This is a genomic window from Agrobacterium larrymoorei, assembly GCF_013322225.1.
Taxonomy (GTDB): domain Bacteria; phylum Pseudomonadota; class Alphaproteobacteria; order Rhizobiales; family Rhizobiaceae; genus Agrobacterium; species Agrobacterium larrymoorei_A.
The window spans coordinates 60042-66210 of the sequence record NZ_JAAMFB010000013.1 but is presented as its reverse complement, the minus strand read 5'-3'; the positions used below and the strand labels follow the sequence as shown (position 1 = coordinate 66210).

The window sequence follows — 6169 nt, the reverse complement described above, 5'->3', positions numbered from 1 at the left end:
CCTTTCTACAAACGCCTCATCGAAAACGGAAAACCACCCATCGTCGCAATCGCAGCAACCATGCGCAAAATCATCATAACCATCAACGCAAGGCTCAGACAGGATTTAGCTCAACAGAGTTGATGACGGTGGGTGGGGGCGGAGCCGTCGAGGCCCCCTATCTGGGTAACGGTGCAGGAACGCTCGTCAACGTAAACCGGACAGCAGTGGGCTCGTCCCGAGGATCTGCTCATGTTGAAACAGTTGCAAAGTTCGCAGATGCTCGGGACAGGCCCGAGCATGACGGTGGTGTCGGCACTCTAGCAGACCTTACAATCTAGGTTGCCTTTGATTTTCGCGATGATCTATGCCAGTGAAGCGCCAAAATATTGGAAGGCGACAATGGCAGGTACAAACAGCGAGCTTGAACTTCTGGCAGAAGGTCCGGCCATCATTCTGGTCGAGCCCCAGCTTGGGGAAAACATCGGCATGGTGGCGCGCGCGATGGCGAATTTCGGCCTTGCGGAATTGCGGCTCGTCAATCCGCGAGATGGCTGGCCGAGCGAGAAGGCGAGGGCCGCCGCCTCCAAGGCGGATCACGTCATAGACCGAACGCGGGTGTTCGACACCATCGAGGAAGCGACCGCCGACCTCAACTTCACTTATGCGACGACCGCACGGGAACGTTACGGCTTCAAGCCGGTCCGCGCACCCGTCACCGCGGCCTCCACGCTTCGCGCCAGATTTCAGTCTGGTGAGAAGACCGGCATTCTTTTTGGTCGTGAACGCTGGGGCCTGACCAATGAGGAGGTTGCGCTGGCCGATGAGATCGTGACCTTCCCGGTCAATCCGGCATTTGCTTCGCTCAACATTGCCCAGGCCGTTTTGCTTATGTCCTATGAATGGATGAAGTCCGGCATCGAAGACCTCAGCGACACGCTGTTTGAGCCGCTGGAGCAAAAGCAGGCGACCAAGGAACAGCTTTTCGGTCTGTTCGATCAGTTGGAAGAGGCGCTGGATGGACGCGGATACTTCCGGCCGGAAGGAAAGAGGCAGCGCATGGTGGAGAACCTTCGCGCGGTCCTGTCTCGTCGGGCGTTGACCTCGCAGGAAATCAGCGTTCTTCGGGGCGTCTTCGGCACTTTCGACAAATATAGCCGCCAAAATCCGCGTGGCCATGAGGGCGTGGCGGAGCAGGGGGAGTTTCCCGCAGATGACAGCGATAACGGCTGAGATTTCGCCAAAGCCACTGAAGCCGGTGCTGGTCTTCGATAGCGGCATCGGCGGGTTGACCGTGCTGCGCGAGGCGCGCGTACTGATGCCGGAACGCGGCTTCATCTATATAGCCGACGATGCCGGTTTTCCTTATGGCGGCTGGGAAGAGACTGCGCTTAGGGAGCACATCCTTTCGCTCTTTGCCCGCCTGCTGCGCAATTACGATCCCGAGATCTGCATCATCGCTTGCAACACAGCCTTTACACTCGTTGGTGCGGATCTGCGCGCTGCTTTTCCGGAAATGACATTCGTCGGCACGGTGCCTGCCATCAAGCCCGCCGCAGAGCGCACCCGCTCAGGCCTTGTCTCTGTACTGGCGACGCCCGGTACGGTGAAGCGCGCCTATACGCGCGATCTCATCCAGTCTTTCGCCACGCAATGCCATGTGCGTCTGGTCGGCTCGGAAAATCTTGCCCGCATGGCAGAAAGCTGGATCAGAGGCGAACCGGTTTCGGATGAAGCCGTGCTTGCGGAAATTTCCCCGTGTTTCATCGAGGATGAAGGACGGCGAACGGATATCGTCGTGCTGGCCTGCACCCATTACCCCTTTATGGCGAATGTGTTTCGCAGGCTCGCACCATGGCCTGTGGATTGGCTGGACCCTGCGGAGGCCATCGCGCGTCAGGCGCGGCGAAAGGTTGAATATGTCCACGCGGAACATCCAGACGATTCCGATCTTGCCATTTTCACCTCCGGCCAGCCGGATTTCCCGACACGCCGTCTGATGCAGGGTTTCGGCCTTAAGGTATCAACGCCAAAGCTCTGACTGTGGCATTTTTGCATTGGGCTTTATTCTTTTGATGCAATTCGAGATTGAACATCTTGAATTCGAGTCAGAGCCGTGTCACAAAACCAATGCCCGCAACTCAAACACAGGAGGCATCGAAATGGATATTGTTTTACGTCGTCGCCTCCGTGGCTCATCTCGATTTATGGCTTCGGTGCGAACCGTAATTATCACGCCATCTATTCGACGCGGAACAGCGATCTAACGCTTTTCCGGCCTTTGTGGCCGTTTTCAACTTATCTCATGCATGCCGATAGGCTTTTTGTCGTCGTAGCGTATCGCTGCGTCCATCGGCTTCGCACGTCATCTTTCATTACCAAAAGGACCTGGTCGCATTGCCGCGCCGGGATGGACCTCTCATGTCTGAAGAACAATCTTTGAGTGTGAATGATGTTTCCAAAGCCGTTGACGATCTGTTCCGCAGCTTTGGTGTTTGGACAACCGTCAAGGCCGTACTCGTCGTCGCTTGGCAGCGAAGGAAAGCCGTAGCCGACGTTTCTCATCTCTCCGATCATATGCGTCGGGATGTTGGTTTGCCGGTGGCAAAACCCATGCCCGGAGAACTTTCTCCGCTCGATCTATTTCCGGGTCCGCCCCGGTTTTGACGATGTCGCTCCGTTGGTGAAGTTGCCGGGGAGCGCACTGCTATTTCGCGTTGCCTTGTCGCGTGTTCTTAACGGAAGGCCAGGGGTCAGTTCCGATCTGGCTCTTCGTTTGGAGCGAGCCGGTGCCGGTACGGCGCGAGCATGGCTTGCCATGCAGGCCAATTATGATCTCGCGCAGGCGATGGCACGAGAGCAGCCGCCCGTTCGCCCTCTGGACGACCGAGCCGCGTAGTACATAATTCCGCTTGATATCAAAAGCGGTAGATGGCTTGCTCCTTATATTCATCGTCCGGGGAGATCACATCATGCCGCTTGAAAACTGGTTGGCCTTCGTCGCCGGATCCGCCATCATGCTTGCCATTCCCGGGCCGACTATCCTGCTCGTCATTTCCTATGCGCTGGGCCATGGCCGGAAGGCGAGTACGGCGACGGTCGCTGGGGTGGCGCTTGGCGATTTTACCGCCATGACCGCCTCCATGCTCGGGCTCGGCGCTTTGCTTGCCACATCCGCCGCGCTCTTCACCGTTTTGAAATGGGTTGGCGCGGCCTATCTGATATACCTCGGAATCAAACTGTGGCGCGCGCCTGCGGGCGGGCAGGGCGATGAGACGACTGCGGTGAGGGCCAAGGAAAGGCCGTTCAGAATTTTCGCCCACACCTATGTCGTCACGGCATTGAACCCAAAAAGCATCGTGTTTTTCGTGGCGTTCCTGCCGCAGTTTCTGGTGTCGACGCAGCCGTTCTGGCCGCAGGTGGTTATTTTCGAAGTTACTTTTCTTGTGCTTGCCACCTGTAATGCGGCGCTTTATGGAATGCTGGCAAGTGCAGCCCGCAACACCATCCGCAAGCCTAACGTTCAGCGTATCGTCAACCGCACCGGCGGAAGTCTGCTGATCGGTGCCGGGCTTTTGACAATGGGGTGGAAAAGGGCTGCTTCCTGAAATGCCGCGCATTTGCGGTTGAGACTTCGGATACCGCAATGGCATTGCCGCATATTCTTCTCGCCCTCATCACCGTGTTCTTGTGGGGCTTCAACTTCGTGGTCATCAAGGTCGGCGTCATGGATATGCCGCCGCTTTTCCTCACCGCGTTGCGTTATCTCTTCGCCGCCGTGCCGCTGATCTTCTTTCTTCCGAAACCCAAGGTGCCGTGGAAGCATACGATCGTCTACGGCATGGTCATGGGCTGCGCGCAGTTCGGCCTGCTATACACCGCCATCAAATGGGGTCTTCCAGCCGGGCTGGCCTCGCTCGTCATGCAGTCGCAGGCGTTTTTCACCATGGCGCTGGCGGTTACGCTGCTCGGTGAAATTCCGTTGAAGTCGCATATTGCTGGTGCCACCGTTGCCTTTGGCGGGCTCGCGGTCATCGGCCTGGAACGACTTGATATCACCGCTCTGGTGCCTCTGCTGATGTGCATCGGTGCCGCCTTCAGCTGGGCCATCGGCAATATCGTCAACCGCAAGGTGGGTCGCGTCAACGCGATAGCTTTCGTTGCGTGGACAAGCCTCGTGCCGGTGCTTCCGCTCGTTCTCCTGTCTCTGGCGCTTGAAGGTCCGCAAGCCATCAGCGAGGGGTTAGCCAACGCCAATATGTTGACGGCAATGGTGGTCATCTACATGGCCTATGGCGCAACGATTGTCGGGGCAGGGATCTGGAGCTTCCTTCTGCTGCGTTATCCAGCTGGAACTGTCGCACCGTTCTCGCTGCTGGTTCCCATCGTCGGTTTTCTCGGTGCCTATTTCGCTTTTGCAGAACATATCACGTTGCTTGAAATCATCGGCAGTGCGCTGGTCGTGGCGGGTCTGGCCCTCAACGTGTTCGGGCGTCGTCTGTCTTTCGGACGCAAGCCGTCGAACGCGGCATAGGGGATCAGCAATTCCCTGTGCATTGTTGCGATGCGCAGGGGCATTTGCTTAAAACTTTGGTAAAGAGGGTATTCGCCGTACCGAGAGACGGCGCTTCATCCATTCGCAGTCGCAGGGAAGTGAACATTGCAGGTCGGCATCGACATGGGAACGCTTTCGGGCGGGCAGCAAGCCAAGCTCGATATTGAGGAATTGCTTGCCACACGCCTTTTGGTGCAGGGAAATTCCGGTTCCGGCAAGTCGCATCTTTTGCGCCGCCTGCTGGAACAATCCGCGCCATGGGTGCAGCAGGTCATCATCGATCCCGAGGGCGATTTCGTCACGCTGGCGGATAAGTTCGGCCATGTGGTGGTCGATGGCGAGCGTACCGAGGGTGAACTGGCGGGCATTGCCAACCGCATTCGCCAGCATCGCGTCTCCTGCGTTCTGACGCTGGAAGGGCTGGATATCGAGCAGCAGATGCGCGCCGCTGCCGCCTTCTTGAACGGCATGTTCGATGCTGACAGAGAATACTGGTACCCCGTTCTCGTGGTGGTGGACGAGGCGCAAATGTTTGCGCCCTCAGTTGCCGGTGAGGTGACGGAAGACGCCCGCAAAATGTCGCTGGGTGCCATGACCAACCTTATGTGTCGTGGTCGTAAGCGCGGGCTGGCGGGCGTCATCGCCACGCAGCGCCTTGCAAAGCTTGCCAAGAATGTCGCTGCCGAAGCCTCCAACTTCCTGATGGGCCGCACCTTCCTCGATATCGATATGGCACGCGCCGCAGATCTTCTCGGCATGGATCGCCGCCAGGCGGAAATGTTCCGCGATCTTCAGCGCGGCAATTTCGTCGCACTCGGCCCGGCCCTGTCGCGTCGTCCTTTGCCGATTGTCATCGGTGCTGTGGAAACCTCCGCCCGTTCGTCATCGCCCAAGCTGATGCCCCTGCCGAATGCGCCGCAGGACGTAGAAGACCTGATCTTCACGCCGGACCCGGAAGAGTTCAATCGCCCTGTCGCGCGCCGCACGCCGCCTGCACCGCGCCCGACAACGGATATTCTGGCTGAGCTTTCCCGCTCCACGCCTGCAGCCATTGCGCCTGCATCGGATCAGCCGCAACGCAGCGGTCAGCCGGAATTAACGCCGGAAGAACGCGCGGAGAAAATCTCTGCCGTCCTGTCGGAAATCATGGACGATCCGCAATCGGCTTATCGTACCGATGCCGTGCTTTATCAGGATTTCCTCGTCCGCGCCCGTATGCGCCGCATTCCCGGCACACCCATGGCCTTGTCGGAGTTCCGCCGTCAGGTGGCCATTACGCGCTCCGGCGTCGATGTCGAAATGGCTGCGAGCGAAAACTGGGAAAAGGCGCTGGACCTTTCCAAAAGTGTTTCGGACGACCTACAGGGCGTGTTCCTGCTTCTGGTCAAGGCAGCACTGGCGGAAGAGCCGTGTCCCTCGGACGCGCGCATCGCCCGTGCCTACGGTACCCATTCCGCCCGCCGCGCCCGCCGCCTGCTCGGTTACTTCGAGGAGAAGGAACTGGTGGTGGTCCATGCGGATTTCTCCGGCAAACGTATCGTGGCGTTCCCCGACCTCGACGCCAAGACCGCGCCGGGTGATGCCGATGCGGCGGATGGGGATGTGAGTCTTGCGGCTGAGTAAGGCGCTTAACCT

At 58.4% G+C, this 6169-nt stretch carries 7 protein-coding genes; all 7 read left to right on the top strand.

Going from position 1 to position 6169, the window contains the following annotated elements; genetic code table 11:
• Positions 1 to 381 precede the first annotated feature (381 nt).
• Complete coding sequence (locus G6L28_RS08150) at positions 382 to 1212, top strand: RNA methyltransferase (RefSeq protein WP_174063287.1); 831 nt, start codon at positions 382 to 384, stop codon at positions 1210 to 1212.
• Complete coding sequence (gene murI / locus G6L28_RS08145; RefSeq protein WP_174063286.1) at positions 1193 to 2020, top strand: glutamate racemase; 828 nt, start codon at positions 1193 to 1195, stop codon at positions 2018 to 2020. Before G6L28_RS08150 ends, murI begins: the two co-directional genes overlap by 20 nt.
• 380 nt (positions 2021 to 2400) lie before the next feature.
• Positions 2401 to 2646: a DUF1127 domain-containing protein gene (locus G6L28_RS08140; RefSeq protein ID WP_174063235.1), complete on the top strand. Its 246-nt coding sequence runs from the start codon at positions 2401 to 2403 to the stop codon at positions 2644 to 2646.
• Positions 2567 to 2878, top strand: a complete 312-nt coding sequence (locus G6L28_RS22835; protein ID WP_234902502.1) for a HigA family addiction module antitoxin — start codon at positions 2567 to 2569, stop codon at positions 2876 to 2878. The genes G6L28_RS08140 and G6L28_RS22835 overlap by 80 nt, the downstream gene beginning before the upstream one ends.
• A gap of 73 nt (positions 2879 to 2951) precedes the next feature.
• On the top strand, positions 2952 to 3587 hold the full coding sequence (locus G6L28_RS08130) for a LysE family translocator (protein WP_174063285.1): 636 nt from the start codon (positions 2952 to 2954) through the stop codon (positions 3585 to 3587).
• A 38-nt stretch (positions 3588 to 3625) separates the two neighbouring features.
• A complete protein-coding gene (locus G6L28_RS08125) occupies positions 3626 to 4513 on the top strand; it encodes an EamA family transporter (protein ID WP_174063284.1) in 888 nt (295 codons plus the stop codon).
• A 126-nt stretch (positions 4514 to 4639) separates the two neighbouring features.
• Positions 4640 to 6157: an ATP-binding protein gene (locus G6L28_RS08120; protein WP_174063283.1), complete on the top strand. Its 1518-nt coding sequence runs from the start codon at positions 4640 to 4642 to the stop codon at positions 6155 to 6157.
• The last annotated feature ends 12 nt before the right edge of the window (positions 6158 to 6169 follow it).